Origin of the sequence: Streptomyces sp. NPDC005566, from assembly GCF_040605575.1 — a bacterium.
Lineage (GTDB): Bacteria > Actinomycetota > Actinomycetes > Streptomycetales > Streptomycetaceae > Streptomyces.
Genome location: NZ_JBEXDB010000015.1, coordinates 73,657 through 95,228, shown reverse-complemented (window position 1 = coordinate 95,228; position 21,572 = coordinate 73,657). Strand labels below are relative to the sequence as shown.

The window sequence follows — 21,572 nt, the reverse complement described above, 5'->3', positions numbered from 1 at the left end:
ACGGCGATGTGTGTGCGGGGGCAATCGGCGTCATGGGCAGAGCGATGCCGGGTCGCTGCCCCGGAAGCAGTCGGGCATGCACCGGCGAAGTTCGTTGAAGACCTCTCTCTGCACAACGCCCGGTGGGCGGTGTCAGATTGCGGAGTTCTGCTTCAGGACCGACACAGCGGCTACGGTCCGGTATCCGCGCCACTCGAGGGCGGCGGCCGGCGAATAGCTTGCGAAATCGACCAACCAGCCACCGTCGTCCTGCTGTTCGGCAGCCAACCGGCTCAGCTCGGCGTCGATGACGTCCGCGTCGTACAGCGTGCGAGCGGGTCGACCGGGGGTGGGAGCGATGTCGAGTGGCCGGATGACCTCGTCCGGGGAACCGCCTACGACCGGCAGCAGGCCACTGTCGGGGATGAACCGGCGGAGGCGGTCGAGCAGGGACACCGCCTCCGGGCGGGTATCGGACGCGGCGTCGAGGAAACGCAACGCGAACGACAACTCGATCGCGTGCGGTCTGTCGCCGATCGCCTCGATCGCGGTCAGGCAGTACTGCGTCGCCCGGTCGAGCCAGGGATGGGCGGCGACGGCGGAGTCGTGCGCGGCCACCCGCAGGGCAACACCCGCTGCGAACGACGTGCTCTGCAGGGTGGACACCTTCGGGTCTGCCTGCGCCCAGAACGGTGCGCAGCCGCTCGAGTCCTCGACCGGCAGAGCCAGGGGCAGGCCGCCGTCGGGAAGGGAGACCGATGCCAGCCAGTCGCACAGTCTCACCGCGTGCGGTGTGGTGGCAGGGGCGATGTCCTGGAACACCTCGAACGCGTGCAGCGCGCCCGCTGGCTGGCTCTCGGGCGCACGCAGGTCCGGTTCGAGCCCCCAGCCGTAGCCCCCGTCCTGATTGCGGTAGCCATCGACGGCGGCGAGTACCGAGCCGGCGTCGGCTTCGCCGAGGACCACTTCGAGCCGTCGACGATCGAGAACTCGGGCATGCGCGGCCATGAACGACGAGGCCGCCGATAGGTCTGCATTCATGCATCCACCATGGCACCGTCCACGGTGTTCGGCTTCAACGTTCGGTTACGTCTCGCTTCGGCAGCCCGGACGGGCTACCGAAGCAGCCAGATCGATGGGCCGTCTGCCGTCTGCCGTCGGCCGCGGAGAGCCCGGGTGGCCCTGGCGGCTTCCCAAGCAGGCGCGAGGTCGACCCGTGGCCAAGTGGGGGTGACGTCATCGGAGTCGTGAAGTCGTGCACCTGCCCCCCCGCCGTCGGCGACGCCGTCCCGCGTGCGAGCGCGCGCTCTCGAGGCTGCCGGGGCCGGTCCTGCTCTCCCTCCGGTTCCGTGCAGGTCGAATGGCGCCTTTCGGACTGACGGAACCATCCCCCAACCGCGCACAATGGCAGGCGCATGACATGTCATGGCCGCACTACGGGGAGGGAACATGATCACGCACTGCACGGAAAGGCCGTCCCGCGGGCTGTTCCGCACAGCCGGCTCGGCGGTCGCCGCAATGACCCTGCTGCTCGGCTGGTTCGGCGCTGCCGGATCGACGGCGTACGCGCAGGACTCCGGTGGTCATGCACCTCGGTCGGCCGGCAAGGCCATCGAGGTGCGTGGCGGCGACGTCATCCACAGCAACGCCGGCACGCGCTGCACCGTCGGCTTCAACGCCCGCAGCGGCAGCACCCTCTACGGGCTGGTCACGGGGCGCTGTGCCCAAGGGACAAGCCATTGGTACGCGGACGCGGGCCTGAGCGTGCTCGTCGGCACCACCGCGAGCACGAGCTTCCCCGGCAACGACTACGCGCTCGTCCGGTACACGAATTCGTCGGTGGTCTTCCCCGGCGAGGTGTCGCGCGGCACCGCCGGCGGGGTGCAGGACATCACGGGCGCCGCGAATCCGACGGTCGGTCAGTCCGTCTGCCACGTGGGCCGGGTGACCGGATACCGCTGCGGCACGGTCACGGCCGTGAACGTCACGGTCAACTACCCCGAGGGTGTGGTGAGCGGACTGTTCCGCTCCAACATCTGCTCCGAGCCCGGCGACGTGGGCGGCCCCGCGTTCGCCGGCAGCACCGCGCTGGGTGTCATCGCCGCCACCACCGGAACCTGTGCGGCAGGAGGTGCTACTTACTACCAGCCGGTCGTGGAATGGCTGTCGGCGTACGGCCTCTCCCTCTACTAGGGTGCCGACGGAACGGGTGCGGAGCCGGACTCGGATCGGCGCACAGGCCCCGTCGTCACCGGTACATCCACCTCAGTGAGGTGTGTGCCCGGTGCGATCACCGCTCCGGCACCCGGCACCGCCGATGTAGTACGCGTTGAGGTAGTTCGGACCCGCCCCCGGCAGTTGCGTGGCTCCAGGGCTGACGCAGAGATGGAAGTCGTTCCCGCTGCCGCCCCCTCTGACGTCGACATGGATCAACACAGTGGTCTCACCACAGTGGTTGTACGCGGCGAACCGGGACTCTCGGACGCTGTACCGGAAGAAGCCGCACTGCGGGGCAGAGCCCACACTTGCCTGCCGCACTTCCGGACCACGAGCGGATTCGGCGAACGAGGGAACCGCGGACGTCACGATCGCCGTGGCGATGAGCGCGCCTGACGCCAGTGCGACGGCGACTCGAGAGGGACGGGGCAGGGGGAGCTTCACGGACATTCCTTACGGCGAGCCACCACTACGGGCGACGAGCGGATTGCGTTGTCGGCGCCACGACACCGACTGCGCAGCCGCTCACCGACAGCAACAGCATAACGCTCCGTGTTGTGGTCGTGGCTTTATGTCACTGGATCGGGTGGTGGGGTGACAGAAGCAAGCGAGGCTCCCAGCAGGCTTCTCGTCCGCACTTGTTCTTCAACCCTCCGTCAGCTCCAAGGCAGCTGGCGGGCGTGGGCGTGGTCAACCGAATCGGGATGCGCTGGTCTGCCGGACGGTTGCATACTCACCAGATGGCCTTGTTCTCTGGTCGGTTTCGGGATCCGCGCAGCAGCGAGTACGACTTCATCAGCTCGATCATGGTGCGATGCCCCAGTTGCGCGAAGGCCGCTTGTATTGTTGTAGCGCCCGAAGTTTTTGATCCCTGCTGCCGGATGCTGTTCAGGCCGCGACGCCTGGTCTGCCGTGGCTGCGGGCTGTCGCGGGTGTGGAGCGGTCGTCTCGTCACGCTCTCCCGTGGAACAGCTCAACCTGCGACGGATCCGTACTTCGGATTGCGGCTGTGGCTTCAGGTTGAAACCCGGCACGGGTGGTTGTGGGCTTATAACCTCGAACATCTTGACCTGATCCGCCGTTTCGTCCAAGCGTCGCTGCGAGAGCGAGCGCCTTGGTACGACATCAGGCAAAAGATGACTTTGGTGGCCCGCCTCCCGGCATGGATCAAGCGAGCGAAGAACCGAGACGAGGTCCTGCGTGCCGTCAGGCGGATCCACGCCTCGCTGGCTAACGCTTGAGTTGCCCAAAGGCGGCCGAATGCCGCTCGAACGCGTGGCGACGGCTCGGAAGTTCTTGAGCCGGTTGACAGTCCGCTCGACTTGGTTGCGGCGGCGGTAGATCGTTTTGTCGAACCCTTGTGCAGGTGATGCCGGTTGCGGTCGTCCACCAGCCTGCCGGGGCACGCGGATCTCTTTCGTCGGCAGAGGAGCGCAGCGGGATATGGGTCAGGTACTGACGGTCCGGCAGGGCGGTGCCGACGAACCTCACGGAGTGACGGTGATCTTTCCTACGTGTGCGCCGCGCCGGAATTCCTCTTGGGCGGCGTGGAGTTCGGTCAGCCGATAGTTGCCGGCGATACGTGGTCGCACGGCGCCGCTGCGAGCCAGGTCCGCCAAGGAGGCGAAGTGGGCTCGGGTGTGCATCGAGGAGCCGATGAGGCTGAGGTTGTGCAGGTACAGACGACGTAGGTCGAAGGTGACGACGGGCCCGGCGACAGCTCCGGCGACGACCCAGCGAGCACCATCGCGCAGCACGGGCAGGAGCTGCTCGAGCCACGGTCCGCCGGCCACGTCCGCGACGGCATCCAGGCCTTCGGGCGCCAACTCCCTCAGTCGGTGCTGCAGCTCTGCCGGTTCCGCCTCCCGGAAGACGACGGCCGCAGCGCCTGCCTCCCGCAGTGCGGCGGCTTTGGACGTACTGGTGAGCGCCACCACCCGTGTGCCGCGGGCGGCGGCGAGCTGGACGAGCGCGAGCCCGACGCCACCGGAAGCGCCGGTCACCAGCACCGTCTCCCCGCTCCTGATGTGGGAGCGTTCCAGCATGCCCATCGCCGTGCCGTAGGCCACCGGAAGGGCGGCGAGTTCCTGGTCCGAGAGCGGGGAGGCACTCATGTCGTGGACACGATCGGCGGCGACCGCTACGTAGGAGGCGAAGCCGCCGTCCGCTTCGCTGCCGAGCAGCCCGACGGGCACAGCGTCGTCGCGCGCATCCGCGTAGAAGGCGGGATCGACCAGAACCCGGCGACCCACCCACGCGTCGGGCACGTCCTCGGCTGTTTCGCTGATGACGCCCGCGATGTCGCCGCCTTGGATGCGGGGGAAGTCCAGTGTTCCGCGCCAGCCGGCCTTCGCCGCAGGGCGGCCAGGCAGCCCATAGGCGCCTTCCCTGGTCCACACGTCAGTGTTGTTGACTGCTGCCGCACTTACGCGCACGAGCACGTGACCGGGGCCCACCCTTGGCAGCGGCCAGTCCTCTCGAAGCTCGAGTGCCTCCGGACCTCCGTGCCGGAACAGGACGGCGGCAGTCATCACGGTTTCGTTCACCCGCCCATTCTGCGGGCACGGATCGCCTCGCAGAGGTGTGAATGAGTGGGTGTCGCCCGTCGCAGTCGGCGAGTGCGTCCTGCGGCCGAGGTTCGTGCGGAGGGGGTGGCTCGTGAGGAGTCACTGTGCTCCGTCTCGGCGGGCGTCGTCGAGAACGGGGCGGCGATCTTCGTCGAGTACGTGGCTGGGTGGGGTGCAGGGCACGCGCCGAGGGCGGCGTCGGCTGCGAAGCGTGGGGCTGACGTGAGGGCGGCCCCGTTCCGGCCGGCTCGTTCCACGACGGTGCCGGCGAGGGCGGTGGTCAGCCGCACCCACAGGGCGAGTCCGCCGGACGGGTGGGTGACGTGCCAACGGCCGTCGTCGGCGCTCACCTTCGAACGAGCCGCCATTCCTCGGGACGACGCAGTCCTCCAGCACGTGCGCCCGGGGCTGCGCCCTGACCGAGCCGCTCACTTCATAGCCGACCGGTCCCGGTCCCTCACGCCGACCGTGGACGAGCCCAAGGCCGAGGAAGACCGGCGTCACGCAAGGGCGCACTGTCGAGTACCAGATGCAGATCGACCGGCAGGGAATCACCGCGCAGCTGCAGCAAGCGGCAACAGAGCACCGATCCCGCCCCATTGCCCAGTCATCCGGTCGTCGTCCTGGAGGTCCTGCTGTCCGCGCCGACGGAGGCGGCCGCCATGAAGGTGGAGTCGCTCGTGCGCAGGTGATGCGGCGTCGCCGGTCAGCACGTGCTCGAAGTGGCGCCTGGCTTCGCCGGACGGAACGTGTTCGAGTGGACACCGTGAGTATCCGGCGCCTCCGCGCATCATCGCCCGGTGCTCGACGTGCCGCAGACGACGGGTCCCTCACCGTGGTCGGCGCGCGGCCAACACGCTGAAAGCCCACCGGAGAACGGAACGCCGCTCCTGATGGCCAGAAGCTCGCGTCGAAGGAAGAGGTCATGACAGCTCAACAGCGTCGCTCTCCGCTCACCGTCGTAGTCGGCGCGGGCCTGGCCGGCCTGGCCTGTGCCCTGGACCTGTGCCGCTCCGGTCAGCAGGTGGCGTTGCTGGAGTCGTCCGACGGCGTGGGCGGCCGGATGCGCACCGACCGGCGGGACGGGTTCCTTCTGGACCGCGGGTTCCAGGTGTTCAACACGTCCTATCCTCAGGTGAAGCGACGCCTGGATCTGCGGAGCCTGCGGCTGAGGCCCTTCACCCCGGGGATCATCGCGCACACGTCGAAGGGGCCTGTCCGCCTCGCCGATCCGACCCGGCAGCCGAGGAAAGCGGGTGCACTCCTCCCCGGGCGGGCTCTGACGGCCCGGGACCTGGCAGCCATGGCGGCCCTCACCGTGCGGGACGCAGCCCTCCCCGTCGGCCCCCTCAAGCGACGTCCGGACCGCTCCACCGCCGCCACCCTGTCCCGCGCCGGGCTGTCGGACGAGGCGGTCACGGAGATCCTGAGGCCCTTCCTGGCCGGTGTGTTCCTGGAGGACCGGCTGGAGACCTCCGCCCGCTTCTTCCACCTGGTCTGGCGGAGCATGGTCAGAGGAACGCTCTGTCTGCCCGCGGACGGCATCGGTGCCGTGCCCGCCCAGCTGGCCCGTGGCCTGCCCGACGGCGTCCTGCGGCTGGAGACACCCGTCGCCGCGGTCACCGCATCAGGGGTGCTCCTGGCGGACGGCCGTGAACTGTCTGCCGCGTCCGTCGTCGTGGCGACGGACGCCGTCTCCGCGGCCCGACTGATGCCGGGTTCGGCCGTGCCGGACGGCCGTACGGTCACCACCTACTACCACGCTGCCGAGGGAACACCGCTGGCGGAGCCGACCCTCGTGGTGGACAGCAGCGGAGCGGTGCTCAACACCTGCGTCCTCACCGAGGTCGCACCCACGTACGCGCCGCCAGGCACCGCACTGATCTCCAGCTCCGTGCTGGGCCGCGACCGCCCCGGCGTGGACAGCGCGGTCCTCCAACGCTTGTCCGAGCTGTACGGCACCGACACGCGTGACTGGCAGCAGGTCGCCGTGTACACCGTCGAGGGGGCTCTGCCGGTCATGGAGCCGCCTTGGCCCATGAGCCGCACCACGCGTTTCGGCCCGGGCAGGTACGTCTGCGGCGACCATCGCGCCACCGGCTCGGTGCAGGGCGCCATGGCGTCGGGCACGCGGGCCGCCAGGGAGGTGATGAGCGATCTGGTACGCCTCTGACTCCGGTCGGACCCTGGCCTCCGCATCCACCGGAAGCGGGGCCACCGAACGGACACTGCGGTGCGGAAGCCGCCCACCTCGCCCAACGAACGGGAGTCGGACGTGAACCTTGACGGCGCGCACGTGCTGGTGGCCGGCGCTACCGGTGTCCTCGGTGGCGCCCTCACCACCGAGCTGGCCGGGCGGGGAGCACGCCCGGCGCTCGCAGGCCGCGACCCGGCCCGCCTCGCCCGGGCCGCCACCGCGTATCCGGGCGCTCCGACGGTCCTGTTCGACGCGTACGATCCCTCGTCCTGCGCCCGAGCCGTACACGACGCGGCGGCCGGCCTGGGTGGACTGGACGCGGTGGTGACGGTCTTCGGGTCGGTGGCCTTCGGCCCGGCGTCGGAGGTCGGTGACGAGGTCGCGGAGTACCTGATGGCCGTCAATGTCCTCGCGCCCGCCGCGTTCTTCCGCGCCGCGCTCGGCATCCTGCCTCCCGGATCGGTCATCGCCGCCTTCACCGGCGTGGTCGCGGAACGCCCGCAGCCGGGGATGGCCGACTACAGCGCCTCCAAGGCCGCATTGAGGGCCTGGCTCGGCGCCGCGCGCCGTGAGGCACGGACCGCCGGCATCCGTGTCCTGGAGATCCGGCCCGGACACCTTGACACCGGCTTCGCCGACCGGGCGGTCGCGGGCACCGCCCCGGCCATGCCGACGGGAGGCGACCCGCACCAGGTCGTCGGTGCGGTCGCCGATGCGATGGAGGCGGAGGCCGAGTTGTTGCGGACGACCCCGGACGGAACCTTCGTCGTCGAACGGCGTGCCCGATGAGCGGACGTTTCGACGCCCCCGACGAGACGTCCGACGTGGTCATCGTCGGCGGCGGCGCGTCCGGGCTCAGCCTCGCGCATCGCCTGACGGCGGTAGGTTCCCCCACCATGACCCTCGTGGAAGCACCTGACGGTCCACGACGACCGCCCGAGCGGACCTGGTGCTACTGGGACCAGGGGACCGGCGACTTCGACGAAGCGATCACCGCCTCCTGGTCCCGGCTGCGGATCCACGCCACCGACGGCAGCCAGGTCACCGCCGACCCGTCCCCGCTGCGCTACCACATGCTCCGGTCCACGGCGTTCGAGCGCCTCGTTCACTCCCGGCTGGCCCTGTCCCCCGGAGGACGCCTCCTGCGCGCGACGGCCGACACGGTACGCAACACGGTCGACGGGGCGGAAGTCCGCTGCACGGGCGCGGACGGCCGGACGCTCACACTCCGCGCCCGCCACGTGTTCGACTCCCGCCCGCGGCGCGACCTGCCACCGGCACGCACCCAACTGATGCAGCACTTCCGCGGATGGCTCGTGCACACGGACGCGGACCGGTTCGATCCCACGGTCGCCGACCTGATGGACTTCCGCGTGCCCCAGCCCGCCCACGGGCTCGCCTTCGGCTACGTCCTGCCCCTGGCGCCGGACCGGGCGCTCGTCGAGTACACCGAGTTCTCCCGGGCTCCGCTGACCACATCCGCGTACGAGACGGCGCTGGCCCACTACAGCCGCGACATCCTGGAACTCGGTGTGTTCACCGTGGTATCGGCGGAGCAGGGCGTCATCCCCATGACGGACGGGCGATTCGCCCGCCGGATCGGCCCCGCCGTCCACCGGATCGGGACCGCGGGCGGCGCCACCCGCCCGGCGACCGGCTACACCTTCGCCGCCGTCCAGCGGCAGAGCCGCGCCGTCGCCGCCGCCCTCCGCGACGGACGAGCCATCGTGCCGCCGCCCCACGGACGGCGGGCCCTGGCCATGGACGCCGTACTGCTGCGGGCGCTGGACACCGGGCGGATCGACGGTCCCGACTTCTTCACCGGCCTGTTCCGCCGCATCCCGCCGGAACGGCTGCTGCGTTTCCTCGACGGTGCCACCTCGCCCTGGGAGGAATGGGGCATCGGCTTGCGCACCCCCATCGGCCCCATGCTCCGAACCGCCGTCGAACTGCCTTTCCTGCCCCGCCGTTCCCACCCCGCCCCCCGATCCGGAGGCAACCGCCGATGACCCTGCTGCGGGACCACGACCTGGCACGCGCCTTCGACCACGCGTCGCACACCTACGACCTCCTCACGGCCCTCAACCCCGGTTACCGCACCGATCTCCTGCGCTCCGCCCGACGTCTCCGCCTGCCCCGCGCCGGGGCAGGTCTGCACGTCCTCGACCTCGGCTGCGGCACGGGCGCCTCCACCCGGGCCCTCATGCGGGCCGCGCCCCGCGCCCGGATCACGGCCGTTGACGCCTCGTCGGGGATGCTGGGGCGCGCCATGGCCAAGCCGTGGCCGGCCCGGGTGCACTTCGAGCACCGGACAGCCGAAGAAGTGGCCACGAACGGAGAGCGGACCTACGACGCGGTGTTCGCCGCCTACCTGTTCCGCAACGTCTCCGACCCGGACGGCGTCCTGACAGCCGTCCGGTCCCTGCTGCGACCGGGCGGCCGGCTCGCCGTTCACGAATACAGCCTCAGCGGCTCGGCCGCCCACCGTGCCCTGTGGACGACCGTGTGCCAAGGGGTGATCATTCCCGTGGGCACGCTCAGCGGCGACCGCACCCTCTACCAGCACCTGTGGCGAAGCGTTCTCGACTTCGACACCGCCCCTGCCTTCACCGCCCGTCTCACGGCCGCAGGATTCACGGGCGTGCGCGCCGCCCCTGTCGCTGGATGGCAGACCGGCATCGTGCACACCTTCCTCGCCCGCAACGGTGCCCTCGCGACAGCGGAGTACGCCCGATGAGCGCCCTGCCGCGTGCTGCCCGGAGAGGCCGGGACCGCAAGGCCGAGATGCTCCTGCCCGTCCCGGGCCGGGACGGCTTCGCACGTGCGGATGCTCCCGGCGTCGCCGTGATCGGTGGCGGCATCGCAGGTCTCGCCGCAGCCACCCTGCTCGCCGAACGAGGCGCCCGAGTCACCCTCTACGAACGGGAGGAGAGGCTCGGTGGCCGTCTCGCGGGCTGGCGCACCAGCCTCGCAGACGGTTCCGAGGCGACCATGAGCCGCGGCTTCCACGCCTTCTTCCGGCAGTACTACAACCTGCGTGGATTGTTGCGGCGGACCGACCCCGGACTCGACCGTCTCCGTCCGCTGCCGGACTACCCGCTGCGACACAGCAGCGGGCTGATCGACAGCTTCGCCCGCATCCCCCGTACGCCCCCGCTCAGTGCGCTCGGGTTCGTCGCCCTGAGCCCCACCTTCGGCTGGCGCGATCTCGCCGCCATGGACGCCCGGGCGGCGCTGCCACTCCTCGACGTCCGCGTGCCCGAGGTCTACGAACGCTTCGACTCGGCCAGCGCGACCGGCTTTCTGGAACGCGTCCGGTTTCCCGAAGCCGCGCACCACCTCGCATTCGAGGTGTTCTCACGCAGCTTCTTCGCCGATCCACGTGAACTGTCCGCAGCGGAACTGCTGCTGATGTTCCACATCTACTTTCTCGGCTCCTCCGAGGGCCTGCTGTTCGATGTGCCGAACGAGCCCTTCCCCCAGGCCCTGTGGGAGCCGCTCGGCGACTACCTCCAGCGTCACGGGACGGATGTGCGCACCGGCACACCGGTGCGCGGCGTCAACCCGTGCGACGGCGGGGGAGTGGACGTGCGGACCGACGCCGCGCTGGAAAGGTACGACGCGGTGGTTCTCGCCCTCGACCCCGGGGCACTGCGCGGGGTCGTCGCGGCGTCACCCGGCCTGGGCACCCCCCTGTGGCGCGACGACATCGCCGCCCTGCGCACCGCCCCTGCCTACCTCGTCTCCCGCCTCTGGCTCGACCGGCCGGTCCGCTGCGACCGCGCCGGGTTCCTCGGCACCAGCGGATACGACGGCCTCGACAACATCAGTGTCCTGGAACGCTACGAGGGCGAGGCCGCCCGCTGGGCCGCGCGCACCGGCGGCTCGGTGGTGGAGCTGCACGCCTACGCGGTCGCCGCCGGAGCCGAACCGGAGACGGTGCAGAACCGCCTTGTCGACAGCCTGCACCAGGTCTACCCCGAGACACGGCAAGCGCGGATCGTGGACGCACGGCACGAATGGAACTCCGACTGCCCCCTCTTCACGGTCGGCTCGTACTCCCGGCGGCCCACCGTGTCGACGCCCCATCCCCAGGTGACGCTGGCCGGTGACGCGATCCGCTGCGACCTGCCCGTGGCTCTGATGGAACGCGCCGCCACCACCGGATTCCTGGCAGCCGGCGTCCTGCTCGCAGGCTGGGGCGTCCGGGGGCAGACACTGTGGACGGTACCCCGGACGGGCCGTTCACCTCTGCTGCGAGCCCTCGGCACCGTCGGGACACGCTGACGTGCACGAGGCGTCCCGGCGCAGGCCGGGCGCGCGTACACAACACCACGCCTGCAAGCCGAAGTCGGTGACGCCCAGGCGTACCCTCAGCCGCGGTCACCCCGGGAACCGTCCGCTGCTGCGCAGACTCCAGCGCCGCTCCGCGTAGGCCAGGTCGTCGCGCCACAGTCGGCCCGCCGTACGGCGCATCAGTGGGCGCAGCGCCGGTGCGGCAGCCCGTGCCAGTGCGAAACCCCGCCGGTCCGAGGCGGCGACGACCGCCTCGATCACGGCTGTTCGCGGCCGCGCGTCCGCCGTGCGGGACAGCGGCGTGGCATGGGTCTCCACCACGGACGTGGCACCCTCACCCCCGGTGATGCGCATGACGACCGTGCGCGGATCGGGTGCCGTGAACTCCGCACGGACAGGGACCACCAGACTTTTCGTCACTCGGAAGGAGACGCCGACGACGAAGGCGTCGTCATCCCCGCCCTGCGGTTCCCTGTCCACTGTCAGGTCGACGAACGAGTACGGATGGAACCACGAACCGTGCCACGGGTCGAGCCGGTTGGCGACCACGTCCTGCGGTTCGCACCGCCCCACCACCGTGAACACGGCATCCAACCCGCTGCCCGCCGCAGGCCGGACCGGCACCACGGGACGATCCGAGGGCTCCTCGCCCCCGACAGCGTCCAGCCGGACCCACACCAGAACCCCGTCGTCATGGACCGGGTACGGATCCCAGCCGGCGAACGGCCGACCGTCCAGGGCCAGTCCGTGCCAGTGGCACACCAGAGTGCCGCACACCACCCGGCTGTCACGCAGAGGGGCACCGAGGTGCGGACAGGCGCCCGGCCCCGCGTGCAGCTCACCCGTGTCGGACCGCCACAGCACGACCTCGACACCGCCCACCGTCCTGCCGCACGGGCGGCCACCGGTGCGCACGTCCCGGGAGGCCCCGACGACGAACCAGTTTCCGGAGGGACGGGCAGAAGCCCGCTCGAGCGCGTCGGCGATGAGCGCCGGGCGTGCCTGACGCCACGTCGGTGTCTGTGTCGCCCAGCCCGCGCGGCGGCGTCGCCGCAGAGGCGGTGTCCAACCGGTCCGGTCCGCTCGGTCGCTCACTGCACGGGTCCCTTCATCTGCAGTGCCGTGCCACCCGCCCTGAGCGCCCGTTGCGCGGTGCGGGCGCGCCACCGAGCCCCCGCGATGTGTACGACCCCCACGGCGGCCGTGACCGCACGGCGCCCGCGCGACACCACCGCACGGCGGTGCAGCACCGTGTACCCCTGGTCCGCGATCGCGTCGAGGATGCCGCTGTACAGCGTGAACGCGGTACGGATGCAGGGGCGAACCCGCGGGTCGAGCATGGCGATGCCCGGTTCCGCCGACCGGTACACGTCCCTGGTCATGGCCTCGGCGGCGATGAGCGCCGCACGGATCCGCGGGTCGCCGCGACCCGTGCGGCGGCTCCACTCCAGCAGCCGCCGGTCCACGCCGTGGGCGGCGAGCAGGTCCACCGGCAGGTACACCCGGCCCCGGTCCAGGTCTTCGCCGACGTCGCGCAGGAAGTTGGTCAGCTGAAAGGCGACGCCGAGGGCCGCGGCGTGCGGCTCGGCCTCCTCGCGCGGGGCGACCGTGCCGAGTACGGGCAGCATCTGCAGTCCGATCACCGCGGCCGATCCGTGCATGTAGTACCTCAGATCGGCGTAGGTCGGATAGTCCGTGACGTGCAGGTCGCTGCGCATCGAAGCGAGGAAGTCGACGAACAGCGTGTGGTCGATGCCGTAACGGTCGGCGGAGTCCGCCACGGCCCGGACCACGGGCTCGTTCCCGGCGCCGGTGAGCAGCCCGTGTGCGAGGTCGCCCTCCAGGCGTCGCAGCTGCTGGTCCCGCTCCTCAGGCGTCCGGGACCGGTCGAGGTCGTCCACGATGTCGTCCGCCCAGCGGGCGAACCCGTACAGCGCGTGCACCGCGGAGCGGCGTTCCACCGGGAGCAGGCGGGTAGCCAGGAAGTAGGTCCTGCCGTGGCAGGCGTTGAGCCGCCTGCATCGGGTGTAGGCGGCGCGCAGGGCGGGGTCGGTGATCCCGGCGGCGTCCAGTTCACGACGGGTCATGGGCGTCCTCCTCGGTCGGGGCCGCCGCCACGCGCGTGACCCGCGGTGCCGGTCGGGTACGGAGGGGGCCGCTGCGGACGCCGCCGGTGACGCGCGCGGCGGCGAGTTTGCCGCTGAGGAGAACGGTCGGCACGCCGACGCCGGGGGTTGTACCGCAGCCGCTCAACACGACGTTCTCGAGGCCGCGCACGAGATTGCGCGGGCGGAACGGGCCGGTCTGGGCGAAGGTGTGGGAGACGGAGAACGGGCTGCCCGCCGTATGCCCTTGCGCAGCCCAGTCCAGCGGCGTCACCAGCAGTTCCTCCTGGATGCTGTCCGCGAAGCCGTTCAGGCCACGCCGCTCCAGTTCGGCGACGAGGTGGTCGCGGTAGCGCGGTCCCAGGTCCCGCCAGGCCGCGGGGGAGGGGCCGACGTCGGTGTTGGGGCAGGGCGCCAACACGTAGTGGAGGTGCCTTCCCTGCGGTGCCAAGGATGGGTCGTGCGCCGTCGGCCGAGTGATCAGCAGGGACGGGTCGCTCATCAGCTGCCCCGAACGGGTCAGTTCTTCGAAGGTGCGCTCCCAGGCCCCGCCGAACGAGAGGGTGTGGTGGGCGAGGCCGGGCCAGGTACGGTCGGTTCCCGCGTGCAGGACCACGGCGGACGGTGAGTGGCGCAGCCGCACAGGGCGTCGAGGGGCGCGCCCCACCAGACCGTGGGCGGTGGGCAACTCACAGGTCAACACCACCGCGTCGCAGGCGATCCGTTCGCCCGACGCCAGACGTACGGCACGCACCCGGCCGGCCGAGCGCTCCAGTTCGGTCGCCTCTGCCGACCAGCGGAAGTCCGCACCCGCGTCGGCCGCCGCGTTCGCCATGCCGCGGGGCAGCGCGTGCATACCGCCCTTGGGGAACCAGACGCCGGCCACGGTGTCCATGTAGGCGATCACCGCATAGGCCGCGAGTGCCTTGGCCGGAGCGACTCCGGCGTACAGGGACTGGAAGGAGAACACTCGACGCAGGCGGGCGTCGGAGAGGAAACGCCCGATGCGTCTGTCCAGCCGTCCGAAGCCCCCCAGCGCCGCCAGACGGGCCAGGTCCGGGTGCAGGAGCTGAAAGGGCGAGTCGAAGTTCGTGTCGATGAAACGTCGCATCTGGACCCGGTAGAGCCGCTCCAGCCACTCCCGAAGTCCGCGGTAGCCGGCCGCTTCGGACGGTCCGGCGAATCGCCGGACCTCCTCCTCCATCGCCTCGCCGTCGGTGTGGACGTCGAGCGACGTGCCGTCCGCGAAGCACGCCCGGTAGGCCGGGTGCAGAGCCACCAGCTCGACGTGGCCCGCGAGGCTGTCGCCGACGGCGGCGAATGCCTCGTCCGCAAGGTGAGGCATGGTCAGCACCGTGGGGCCGGTGTCCACTTCGTAGCCACCGAGACGAACGCGGCCCGCCCGGCCGCCCGGGCCGCCGTCCCGTTCGACCACCGTCACTCGTCGGCCGGCGCCCAGCAGGTGGAGGGCACAGGCGAGACCGGAAAGCCCGGCGCCCACGACGACGACATGGTCCGTCGGACCCGGTACGGTCCTCACGCCGCCTCCCCGGCGTCGTCCAGGGTGACACCCGAGGCCCGTTCGACCAGCGCCGTGAACTCCCGCCGTACTGCCAGGTCCGCGCCGGTTGTCGTGAAGTGCCGCAGGCTCGTGGCCGCCAGCTCCGCGATCCTGGACTCGACGACGGCCTGGGCCCCGTTCCGCTCCAGCGCGTCCCGCATCCGCTCCACGGTGGCGTCCGACCGTGAGACCGCTCGGATGGCGAGCACGTCGGCAGCCTCCTCGTCGCCGGAGGCCTCGGCGAGCCTGAGGCCCATGGCGAGCAGGTAGGTCAGCTTGTGCGTCCGCAGGTCGTCGCCGGCCGGCTTGCCCGTCAGCGCCGGGTCGCCGAAAGCCCCGAGGAGGTCGTCGCGGAGTTGGAAGGCCAGCCCCGCGCACCGTCCGGCCGAGCGCAGCGCGTCCACGGTGTGCTCGTCGGCGTCGGCCAGCGACGCGCCGAGCGCCAGGGGGCGTTCGACCGTGTACAGGGCGCTCTTGAGCGTGGCGATGGTCACCGCCTCGTCGAGACCGCACGACCCGGCCGCCTGCGCGTGGATGTCCCGGTACTGTCCGGCGACCATCTCGGCGCGCATCGCGCGCCACTCGCGGTACAGCCGAGGGCCGTGCGGCGAGCCGAGCGCGGTCTCCGTCAGCAGGTCGTCGGCCCAGACCAACGCCAGATCGCCGGCGAGCACGGCCGCGGCGGTCGCGAACGCTTCGGGCGTGCCCGTCATACGCGCCTCCAGGTGCAGACGGGCGAGATCGACGTGCATCGCCGGAGCGCCTCGGCGCAGCGGTGATCCGTCCATCACGTCGTCGTGTACGAGAGCGCATGCCTGGACCAATTCGAGGGCGGCGCCCGTGCGCAGTACCGCCGAGGCGTCACCCGAGCCGCCCGCCGCCCGCCACCCGCACCACGCGAACGCCGTACGCAGCCGCTTTCCGCCGTGCCGGACGAACGCTGCGACGCGGTCGGCGACGTCACGGGCGAACACCGGATCCACCTCGCGGGCCCGGCGCAGACTTTCGTCGAGGACGTGCTCAAGCTCCGTCTCGAGCGCCTGGATGGCGTCGAGGGCTGTCAGCGGACCGTCGACGGGACCGATCGGTTCGGCCGCGGTGGGCCGTAGTCCCAGCATGCACAACCCCTACTCACTCTCGGTCACCTGCACGCCAGTTCTTCTGGCGAGTGCCTTTGTGCGGATGCGCTGATGCCTGCCCCGTTTGACGGGATGTCCGGTTGATGCTCACCCGACCGGCCCCATCGAACGGGTGTCATGGCGGTGCGACACCTCGTGCGACCTCCGGGACGCCGGGGTCCGGGCACAGGCGTGCGGTGGTACTGACGGCCTCGGTCAGGCGCCAGTGGTCGTGCCACGCTCAACCGGGCAGGGACAGCTCGGGTACTGCTGACCGATCACGACGGACGGCGTGGTGGAGCCATGGCCCAGCGGATCGCGGCGGTCAGTGCGCGCCCGGTCGGGGTCACACCGGCTTCGGCCATGCGGGGCAGCCGAGGTAGGTCCAGCGAGGCACGCGCCCACGGGGGGAGGGCAGCGACGGCGTTCGCGGCGAGAACGGCGTAGGGCACGCGGGCGACCCAGGGCAGGGGCGGGTGCAGCAGAATGAAGCGTGCTGCCTCGCGTGCCTCCTCTGTCGGGCGCAGTTCCCCACGGTAGGCGGCGAGGCGGGCGACGAGTTCCTTCCGATTGCGCGGAGGATCGGTGACGCCGAGTGCTTTCGCCACTCGTGCCGTGTCGGCGACGTAGCCGTCGTATCCGGCGGTATCGAGCGGTTCGGCCCCGTAGCGCCGGTGGGCGAGCAGGAAGCTGTCGACCTCAGCCACGTGCACCCAGCCGAGGAGATGCGGGTCGGCGGCGTCGTAAGGCTCTCCGGACGGAGCCGTTCCGTGCACCTGGCCATGAATGGCCCGCACCCGGTCGACCGCCTGCTGTGCGTGTTCCGCTGTCCCGTACGTGGTGACGGCGAGAAAGGTACTGGTGCGCTGGAGCCGTCCCCAGGGATCGCCGCGGTAACCGGAGTGGGCCTCCACAGCAGCCATCGCCAACGGGTGCAGTGACTGGAGCAGGAGTGCCCGGAGTCCACCGATGAACATGGACGCATCGCCGTGGACGATGCGAATCGGCCGGTGGGGACCGAACCAGCGTGGGCCGGGTGTCCCGTGTATGCGGGCGCGGTTCTCCGGCCCTGCGGGACCGGCGACCCGGGCGAAGACAGCGCTGCCCAGCCGCTCCCGCAGGCCGGGTACGCCGCCCGTGGACGCGTCCATGAGGCCAGTATGCGCTCACGGACGCCGGGGCGGGAGAAGCGAGGGCTGCCCCGGCGGGCCGGGCCGGAGAGCGACATCGCGGCAGCACAACCGGGCAGGTCGTACGCCTCAGGAGCAGTCCACGCAGCCGCGCAACCCCACCAGGCATGCGGACCGTGATCATCGGCGAACACCGGTGAATTCGCCGATGGCGCCAGTGCCGCGCACCCCGACTCTTGTCGGGTCAGGCACCCTATCCCCGCATCCCCAACAGGAGTGCTCCATGCGTCGTCGTTCACCCCGCCGGCTTCTCGGCGTCCTCGCGTCCGCCATGGTCGCGTTCACCGTGCTCTCCTCGGCGTCGACGGCAGGCGCGGCCCAGACAGCGACCGCCCCTGCGGCATCACGGGCCGCTGCCACCGCCGCTCAGCCGCTCTCGACCGGCACCCCGGTCGTCTTCGTGCATGGGTACACCGGCAGCGCTTCCAACTGGGCCACCGCCATGAGCGTCTTCCAGCTCAACGGCTGGTCCAGCTCCAAGCTCTTCGCCTACGAGTACAACTCCTACGGAAACAACATCAGCAACGCCCAGGGCCTGGCCTCCTTCGTCAACAACGTGAAGTCCCGGACCGGCGCGAGCAAGGTCGCGATCGTCAATCACTCGATGGGCGGCCTCGTCAGCCAGTACTACCTGAAGGTGCTGGGCGGCAACGCCAGCGTCAGCCACCTCGCCTCGATCGCGGGCGCGAACCACGGGACCACATACGCCGGCGCTTGCCTGATCTACCCGACCTGCCAGCAGATGTACCCGGGATCCTCGTTCATCTCCCAGATCACCGCGGGCGACGAGACGCCGGGTGACACCAGGTACGCGAGCTGGTACTCCGCGTGCGACGGCATCATCCTCCCGTACACCAGCACGCGGCTGAGCGGCGCGACGAACAACAACGTGGTCTGCCAGACCCACATCGGGTTCCTGGCGGACACGGTCGTACTGGGCCAGATCGCGCGCTTCGTCGCCTCCTGACCCACCGCGCGGGCGTACCCCCCTGTCCCGCGGCACCCAGGTACCGGGGACACAGCGCGTTGCCGAGGACAGCACGGGCTCCGGCCGCAGACGGTCAGGTCGTCGCAGCCTGCCTCGACGGCCGTGACCAGGGCGGTACGGACGGTGGCCAGAACGGCGATCTTCGAGGCGACCTCGGCCGCAGCACGCTCCTGCAGCCCTGCGACCGGGTGGCCGTGCCGGCAACTTGCCGGACTCCAACAGCTCCGTGACTTCCTCGCAGCCTCTGCATGCGCCGGCCACCTCGGCTACCGGCCCGATGCGCAGCCCGTACTCACCGCGAGCCCTCGGAGGAAGCGGCCCGCGCGGCGAGGGCCCAGAACCGCCTCGTGCACCGGGTCCACCGAGATGTCCAGACCGATCAGGTCCTTGCCGGGGGTGAGAGTGAAGGCGAAGAACGAGCAGCATCCGCTTTCCCGCTGCACGAGGTCCCGCACCTGCTCCTCGACACCCGGACCCCCAATCATGTCCAGGCGCAAACGCAGCGGCCCGGTCCTTGTCATCAGGGCCAGCCTTTCGGAGAACAGCGCATCCCATTCCGCGACCCGCAGAGGCCGCTCCTCAGTAGGCAGCGTGCATGACTGCGGCACCCACGCCGAATCGCTCATCGCACTCGCTCCCGTCATCGCGTTCCGCGGCCGGTAACACCTCCGACGGTAGACCCGTACCCAGGTACTGGATGCAAGCGCTCGAGCCGGCCGGCCAGGTGAAGAACCCACGGGACCACGCCCGGCACCCAGGTGCTCTTTTCGCATCGGAAACCTGCTGAGCGCGGACCGGCGTCAGCCGTCGCTTCCGGCACCGCGATCGGGTGCGCTCATGTCCCCCGTCGCGGGAGTGCCGTCGGCGAGCCCGTAGCGCAGGTACACGGTGCCCTTCGGGCCGGCCACCGGAGGTGCGAGGAGCGTGACGTTGGTGGGCACCGCGCCGTCCTCGAACACCTTCTTCCCGACGCCGAGCACGATCGGATGCAGCCAGAGGTCGAGACGGTCGAAGAGCTTCTCGCGCAGGAGGCTCTGCACGAGGTTGAGGCTTCCGACGACTTTCACGTGCTCGTGCCGGTCACGGATCTCGCGCACGGAGTCGGCGAGGTCCGGGCCGAGCTGCGTGGACCCGGCCCACGAGAGGTCGGGCCTGCCGCGAGAGGCCACGTACTTCGGGACGCTGTTGAAGAGTGCGGCGATCTCGTTGTCCTCGCCGCCCTCCTGGTGAGGCCAGTAGGCGGCGAAGATCTCGTACGTCCGCCAGCCGAGCAGGAGGGCGTCCGTGCCCTCGTACGCGGCACCGACCTGTGCCCCGGCGACCTCGTCCAGCAGGGGCGCCTGCCAGCCACCGAACGGGAACCCCACCGGGTCCTCGTCGGGGCCGCCGGGCGCCTGCCCGACGAGGTCGAGGGTCGCGAACAATTCGATGTGGATGGAGCCCATGACTTACTCCCGATGAATCGATTGTCTCCCCCAAGAGATAGACCCGCGGATGCCCACAGACTCATCGCCGCGACGGAACCCGGCTCCATCCACGGGTCGTGGGCAGCGTTCGTCCGCTGGTTCGGGCAGCAGTCGCGGATCTTGAGGCCCGTGAATGTTCACGAGACATGGCAGCGTGAGCGATGAGCGGTGCGTCGCTTGTCGTGCCCGTGGGGCGTCACTGCCCGCGCTTGGCTGGGTGATTTCGGCTCCGACGTTGGTCAGCATCTGGCCGAGGAGGCAGAGGGCTCGTGGACGCGTCGGCGCTCCACGCGCGGTTCTTCTCCAGTAGGCGTCGGTGAGCGCGAAGGTCTGCAGGCGCGGTGTCAGGGCGGGCAGGGTGCGGTCCGTCGGGAAGACGACGGCGAGGCCGGTGAGGGCGAGGCGAACCGCAGGGCTTTCGGCCGACCAGCGGGTCAGTAGATCTGGAGCGCGGCTCTGGACCGTGCTACGGGCCCGGGCCTCGCTGCCGGGATCGGCGTATGGCGGGGTGGCCGGCCAGGTCCCGGCGCGGTGACGCTCGGCGACAGTGGTAGCTCTGAAAGCAGTCCGACTCCTACAACGAGATCCTTTACCAGGACACCTGCCAGCCCACCACCGCTGACGGCCTCGTCCTGCTCGCGGCCCTCGCCCTCGATGACCGGATTCCCGCCCACGGGTCACACGACGCTGAACTGCCCAACTCCACGTGGGAAGAGATCAACCTGCGCCGACAGGACCGTGCGCAGGGTCGCTGAGGCGCATGCCGGGCGTTGCTGGCCATTGCCGACCCTCGGGCCTTGGAGCAGAGGGGAGGGTAGCCGGGTGCTCGCCACTGAGCGGGAACTTGCGCTGCCCCGAGACGACGTGGAGTGAGAGTCCGGCCGGGACCTGGCGCAGGGCGACGCACGGCGGTTTCTGCCGGGCGACGAGGGACTTCGCTACGGTGGCCCAGCACGATGTGCTGCGCCCGGGGTGACGGCATGACGCCGGTGCTTACGCGCACTCGGGTGCCGGACCGAGAGTGAGCTGGAGCCCGGCGTAACACGCAACAGCGCTACCCCGTCGGGAGAGGTGATGCGCCCCGGGCCATCCAAGCTGCTTGTCTGTTCCCGCTGACTCATTCAACCCAGACCATGCGGGTCGTACGGGTGCCTGAACGCCGTAGTCGCCTCGGAACGGCAGTTTGGTGTCACCGACTATCGCGACGTCGACGTTCTGCGCCGATGGCGTGAACAGCATCTTGCCTGGGGTCAATTCGACGTGCAGCTACCCTCCCGTAGGGAGGCCGGGAGGGGCGGCAGGCCCCGCCTTTGCCGAAGCGCGCGCAGGCGGGGCCGTTGCGGGAGCCCGATTCTCGGGGGGATGACCGGGTTCCGCGCGATCAGCATTGCATTGGAATCAGCCAGACGACAGAGGCATGACCGGAAACAGTTGATCGGGTTGAAGGAGGGCACAAACGGAGGTCCCACCACCGCGGACGGCCCGGGTTCGTGAGCTTCGGCGTGTCTGTTGGAGCGCCGAAACGAAGCTCCGCCCATAGCTCTCGCATCCCCCTGCCCCGCCCCCACGCCGCTCCGGCCCTGACGCCATCCGCCAAGTCGGGCGGCGCCGGCAGTGACTTCGTCTCCGCGACTCCAGCCTTTGACACCGAACCAACGGCGCTCGGCCCCGATGCGACCGGACAGCCGCTTGCACTCAGGGGGCCGATGAGGCGGTGCCAGCCAAAACGAGTGGGCCGAGATCGCCGGGTACCACTGCGAGATCGACACCGAGTTCGGCCGCCGACCGTTCCAGCGCCGCGGCCGGGCTGCCCGCAACAACCGGATCAGGGCATGGGCCGGACTCCACCGACCTCCATGCTCTGGCGTCGGTTTTCGGCAGGTGCACC

19 protein-coding genes and 1 pseudogene are annotated in these 21,572 nt (G+C 70.6%); 8 read left to right on the top strand and 12 right to left on the bottom strand.

The annotated features are described in order from the left end of the window. Positions 1-132 precede the first annotated feature (132 nt). A complete protein-coding gene (locus ABZS61_RS23560) occupies positions 133-1,020 on the bottom strand; it encodes a hypothetical protein (protein ID WP_356424540.1) in 888 nt (295 codons plus the stop codon). A gap of 408 nt (positions 1,021-1,428) precedes the next feature. Between ABZS61_RS23560 and ABZS61_RS23555 the strand changes: the two genes are divergently transcribed. Further along, positions 1,429-2,172, top strand: a complete 744-nt coding sequence (locus ABZS61_RS23555; RefSeq protein ID WP_356424537.1) for a S1 family peptidase — start codon at positions 1,429-1,431, stop codon at positions 2,170-2,172. 72 nt (positions 2,173-2,244) lie between these two features. Here the strand turns inward: ABZS61_RS23555 and ABZS61_RS23550 are convergent, their stop codons facing one another. Next, positions 2,245-2,646 carry a DUF6355 family natural product biosynthesis protein gene (locus tag ABZS61_RS23550; RefSeq protein WP_356424534.1) on the bottom strand — a complete coding sequence of 134 codons (402 nt, stop codon included), beginning with the start codon at positions 2,644-2,646 and terminating at the stop codon, positions 2,245-2,247. A 290-nt stretch (positions 2,647-2,936) separates the two neighbouring features. On the opposite strand from ABZS61_RS23550, the gene ABZS61_RS23545 reads away from it, so the two are divergent. Then, positions 2,937-3,437: a hypothetical protein gene (locus ABZS61_RS23545; protein WP_356424531.1), complete on the top strand. Its 501-nt coding sequence runs from the start codon at positions 2,937-2,939 to the stop codon at positions 3,435-3,437. Between the two features lie 30 nt (positions 3,438-3,467). Here ABZS61_RS23545 and ABZS61_RS23540 read toward each other — a convergent pair. The 3 genes and pseudogenes from ABZS61_RS23540 to ABZS61_RS23530 form a co-directional block, all read right to left on the bottom strand. Then, positions 3,468-3,593: pseudogene (locus ABZS61_RS23540) on the bottom strand (IS5/IS1182 family transposase); the annotation flags it as partial. Positions 3,594-3,683: 90 nt separating this feature from the next. Then, entirely contained in the window at positions 3,684-4,727 is a 1,044-nt protein-coding gene (locus tag ABZS61_RS23535; RefSeq protein WP_356424904.1) for a zinc-binding dehydrogenase, read from the bottom strand. A gap of 11 nt (positions 4,728-4,738) precedes the next feature. Beyond that, positions 4,739-5,113, bottom strand: coding sequence for a hypothetical protein (locus ABZS61_RS23530; RefSeq protein WP_356424528.1), 375 nt, complete (start codon positions 5,111-5,113; stop codon positions 4,739-4,741). Between the two features lie 575 nt (positions 5,114-5,688). Between ABZS61_RS23530 and ABZS61_RS23525 the strand changes: the two genes are divergently transcribed. From ABZS61_RS23525 to ABZS61_RS23505, 5 genes are all read left to right on the top strand, one after another. Next, positions 5,689-6,936 (top strand): NAD(P)/FAD-dependent oxidoreductase, encoded by a 1,248-nt coding sequence (locus ABZS61_RS23525; protein ID WP_356424525.1) that lies wholly within the window; start codon positions 5,689-5,691, stop codon positions 6,934-6,936. 102 nt (positions 6,937-7,038) lie between these two features. Beyond that, complete coding sequence (locus ABZS61_RS23520) at positions 7,039-7,749, top strand: SDR family oxidoreductase (RefSeq protein WP_356424522.1); 711 nt, start codon at positions 7,039-7,041, stop codon at positions 7,747-7,749. Continuing rightward, positions 7,746-8,969, top strand: coding sequence for a lycopene cyclase family protein (locus ABZS61_RS23515; RefSeq protein WP_356424519.1), 1,224 nt, complete (start codon positions 7,746-7,748; stop codon positions 8,967-8,969). Before ABZS61_RS23520 ends, ABZS61_RS23515 begins: the two co-directional genes overlap by 4 nt. Then, a complete protein-coding gene (locus ABZS61_RS23510; protein WP_356424516.1) occupies positions 8,966-9,697 on the top strand; it encodes a methyltransferase domain-containing protein in 732 nt (243 codons plus the stop codon). The genes ABZS61_RS23515 and ABZS61_RS23510 overlap by 4 nt, the downstream gene beginning before the upstream one ends. Continuing rightward, positions 9,694-11,247 (top strand): NAD(P)/FAD-dependent oxidoreductase, encoded by a 1,554-nt coding sequence (locus ABZS61_RS23505; RefSeq protein WP_356424513.1) that lies wholly within the window; start codon positions 9,694-9,696, stop codon positions 11,245-11,247. The genes ABZS61_RS23510 and ABZS61_RS23505 overlap by 4 nt, the downstream gene beginning before the upstream one ends. Positions 11,248-11,343: 96 nt before the next feature. Here ABZS61_RS23505 and ABZS61_RS23500 read toward each other — a convergent pair whose 3' ends face one another. The 5 genes from ABZS61_RS23500 to ABZS61_RS23480 all read right to left on the bottom strand — a co-directional run bounded on the left by ABZS61_RS23500 (position 11,344) and on the right by ABZS61_RS23480 (position 17,191). Beyond that, entirely contained in the window at positions 11,344-12,351 is a 1,008-nt protein-coding gene (locus ABZS61_RS23500) for a DUF5914 domain-containing protein (RefSeq protein ID WP_356424511.1), read from the bottom strand. After that, positions 12,348-13,343 carry a phytoene/squalene synthase family protein gene (locus tag ABZS61_RS23495; protein ID WP_356424508.1) on the bottom strand — a complete coding sequence of 332 codons (996 nt, stop codon included), beginning with the start codon at positions 13,341-13,343 and terminating at the stop codon, positions 12,348-12,350. The genes ABZS61_RS23500 and ABZS61_RS23495 overlap by 4 nt, the downstream gene beginning before the upstream one ends. Then, a complete protein-coding gene (gene crtI, locus ABZS61_RS23490) occupies positions 13,330-14,901 on the bottom strand; it encodes a phytoene desaturase family protein (RefSeq protein ID WP_356424505.1) in 1,572 nt (523 codons plus the stop codon). Before crtI ends, ABZS61_RS23495 begins: the two co-directional genes overlap by 14 nt. Continuing rightward, the gene (locus ABZS61_RS23485) at positions 14,898-16,040 is read right to left on the bottom strand and encodes a polyprenyl synthetase family protein (protein WP_356424502.1); all 1,143 of its coding nucleotides are present in this window, start codon (positions 16,038-16,040) and stop codon (positions 14,898-14,900) included. Before ABZS61_RS23485 ends, crtI begins: the two co-directional genes overlap by 4 nt. A 278-nt stretch (positions 16,041-16,318) precedes the next feature. Next, complete coding sequence (locus ABZS61_RS23480) at positions 16,319-17,191, bottom strand: oxygenase MpaB family protein (RefSeq protein WP_356424499.1); 873 nt, start codon at positions 17,189-17,191, stop codon at positions 16,319-16,321. A gap of 262 nt (positions 17,192-17,453) precedes the next feature. Here ABZS61_RS23480 and ABZS61_RS23475 point away from each other — a divergent pair, with 262 nt between their 5' ends. Next, the gene (locus tag ABZS61_RS23475) at positions 17,454-18,197 is read left to right on the top strand and encodes an alpha/beta fold hydrolase (RefSeq protein ID WP_356424496.1); all 744 of its coding nucleotides are present in this window, start codon (positions 17,454-17,456) and stop codon (positions 18,195-18,197) included. A 287-nt stretch (positions 18,198-18,484) separates the two neighbouring features. Here ABZS61_RS23475 and ABZS61_RS23470 read toward each other — a convergent pair whose 3' ends face one another. Together ABZS61_RS23470 and ABZS61_RS23465 are read right to left on the bottom strand one after the other, a co-directional pair. After that, positions 18,485-18,844 carry a hypothetical protein gene (locus ABZS61_RS23470; RefSeq protein WP_356424493.1) on the bottom strand — a complete coding sequence of 120 codons (360 nt, stop codon included), beginning with the start codon at positions 18,842-18,844 and terminating at the stop codon, positions 18,485-18,487. Positions 18,845-19,018: 174 nt separating this feature from the next. Beyond that, a complete protein-coding gene (locus ABZS61_RS23465; protein WP_356424490.1) occupies positions 19,019-19,663 on the bottom strand; it encodes a dihydrofolate reductase family protein in 645 nt (214 codons plus the stop codon). Positions 19,664-21,572: the final 1,909 nt, after the last annotated feature.

Bases quoted from the DNA above. Each gene is read 5' to 3' on its own strand.
- ABZS61_RS23560 (WP_356424540.1), bottom strand. From the start codon at position 1,020: ATGAATGCAGACCTATCGGCGGCCTCGTCGTTCATGGCCGCGCATGCC.
- ABZS61_RS23555 (WP_356424537.1), top strand. From the start codon at position 1,429: ATGATCACGCACTGCACGGAAAGGCCGTCCCGCGGGCTGTTCCGCACA.
- ABZS61_RS23550 (WP_356424534.1), bottom strand. From the start codon at position 2,646: ATGTCCGTGAAGCTCCCCCTGCCCCGTCCCTCTCGAGTCGCCGTCGCA.
- ABZS61_RS23545 (WP_356424531.1), top strand. From the start codon at position 2,937: ATGGCCTTGTTCTCTGGTCGGTTTCGGGATCCGCGCAGCAGCGAGTAC.
- ABZS61_RS23535 (WP_356424904.1), bottom strand. From the start codon at position 4,727: ATGACTGCCGCCGTCCTGTTCCGGCACGGAGGTCCGGAGGCACTCGAG.
- ABZS61_RS23525 (WP_356424525.1), top strand. From the start codon at position 5,689: ATGACAGCTCAACAGCGTCGCTCTCCGCTCACCGTCGTAGTCGGCGCG.
- ABZS61_RS23515 (WP_356424519.1), top strand. From the start codon at position 7,746: ATGAGCGGACGTTTCGACGCCCCCGACGAGACGTCCGACGTGGTCATC.
- ABZS61_RS23510 (WP_356424516.1), top strand. From the start codon at position 8,966: ATGACCCTGCTGCGGGACCACGACCTGGCACGCGCCTTCGACCACGCG.
- ABZS61_RS23505 (WP_356424513.1), top strand. From the start codon at position 9,694: ATGAGCGCCCTGCCGCGTGCTGCCCGGAGAGGCCGGGACCGCAAGGCC.
- ABZS61_RS23495 (WP_356424508.1), bottom strand. From the start codon at position 13,343: ATGACCCGTCGTGAACTGGACGCCGCCGGGATCACCGACCCCGCCCTG.
- ABZS61_RS23485 (WP_356424502.1), bottom strand. From the start codon at position 16,040: ATGCTGGGACTACGGCCCACCGCGGCCGAACCGATCGGTCCCGTCGAC.
- ABZS61_RS23480 (WP_356424499.1), bottom strand. From the start codon at position 17,191: ATGGACGCGTCCACGGGCGGCGTACCCGGCCTGCGGGAGCGGCTGGGC.
- ABZS61_RS23475 (WP_356424496.1), top strand. From the start codon at position 17,454: ATGCGTCGTCGTTCACCCCGCCGGCTTCTCGGCGTCCTCGCGTCCGCC.
- ABZS61_RS23470 (WP_356424493.1), bottom strand. From the start codon at position 18,844: ATGAGCGATTCGGCGTGGGTGCCGCAGTCATGCACGCTGCCTACTGAG.
- ABZS61_RS23465 (WP_356424490.1), bottom strand. From the start codon at position 19,663: ATGGGCTCCATCCACATCGAATTGTTCGCGACCCTCGACCTCGTCGGG.